The following is a 1379-nucleotide window of genomic DNA, read 5'->3' as shown; positions in this document are numbered from 1 at the left end:
CGGATGGACCAGAGCAGCGGGTCGGTGCGGCGGCGGGTGGGTTCGATGATCAGGATGTGGAACAGGTGGCGTAGCTCGTTGACGGTCAGCGGGATCAGCCCACCCGGGTTGTAGCGGTGGCGGTGACTGGCGGTCGCGGCGGCGAGGAAGGCGTGGGCGAGGATCGCGAGGGTGGTCCAGCGGTGCCAGGAGGTCCAGCGGCGATTCTGGTGCTGGTCCAGGCCGAGTCCCGTCTTCGCGGCTTGGAACGATTCTTCGATCTTCCAGCGGCGGCCGGCGACCGCGACGAGCGTGTGCAGCGCGGCGGGTTCGGGTGACCAGCAGCGGTAGAAGGCCAGCTCACCGGTCCTGCGGTTGCGGCGGATCAACAGCCAGTGGTGACCGCCGTGCTCGTCGGCGGCGTGTGGCAGGGCGGTGAAGGACCAGTCGTAGTAGCGGTAGCCTTTCGCGCCCGGGCCGGCGGACATGCGCTGCCACGCGGTGGCGGGAAGCCCTGCGGCCAGCGCGTCGACGCGGTAGGTGCCGATGCCGGTGGTCACCTGATGCGAGCAGGCCACGGCCAGGACGTAGCCCAGTCGCAGCGTGCGGAGCCGGGTGGCCAGGCGCGGATCGTTGCCGTAGGCCTCGTCGCCGGCTGCCCATCGGCACGGCAGCCCGGCGGTGACCGCGGCCTCGATCATCCTGGCTGCCAGTTGCGGCTTGGTCGCGAACCGCACGGTATCCGGGATGCCGGCCTCGGCTCGGCGCTCGGGGTCGTCGCACCAGGATTTCGGTAGGTAGAGGGCCGCGTCGAGCATCGCGTGACCAGCGTTGGTGGCGTAGACGAGATGCACGGCGAGCTGGCAGTTCTCGATTTTCCCGGCCGTGCCTGAATACTGCCGCTGCACGCCGACGGTGTGCCGGCCCTTCTTCAGGTCACCGGTCTCGTCGATGACCAGCACGGCGTCAGCCTCGCCGAGGTGGTGCCCGACGAACGCGCGGACGTCGACACGGACCGCGGCGTCGTCCCACTTCACCCGGGTCAGCAGGTCCTGCATCCCGTCCGGGCCGGCGTCCCCGGCGTGCTCGGCGATGGTCCAGCAGTTCTTCCGTGGCAGAGGCGCCAGCAAGCCGCGGACGAAGTCACGCATCCGCCGCCGGGGTTCCGGCCTGCGGAAACGTTGCCCGACAGTCAGCATCAGGTCGTCGAACAACACCCGCCACCGTCGGGCGTCTACCCTGTATCCGGCAGCCACCGCTGCGTCATGGTCAGTCCACACAACCGTCCATGATCGACGGTGGCTGCCCTCGTTCCCACACCGCACCGAGCCACAGCTCAGCCAAGGTCAACAACCCCGGCTGGAGTACTAGGTGAGGGCCACGGCTACATCCTGCTCAAC

General features: G+C 69.3%; 1 protein-coding gene. It reads right to left on the bottom strand.

The window, feature by feature from the left end; all coding sequences use genetic code 11:
• Positions 1 to 1178, bottom strand: a 1178-nt coding sequence (locus ABZV00_RS37795; RefSeq protein WP_355615462.1) for an IS701 family transposase, incomplete at its 3' end; no start/stop codon positions are given.
• Positions 1179 to 1379 lie beyond the last annotated feature (201 nt).

Source organism: Micromonospora sp. NPDC005173, from assembly GCF_040608515.1.
Classification (GTDB): Bacteria; Actinomycetota; Actinomycetes; order Mycobacteriales; family Micromonosporaceae; genus Micromonospora.
Note: the sequence above shows the minus strand (reverse complement) of the source record. Positions and strands in the feature narration are given on the sequence as shown.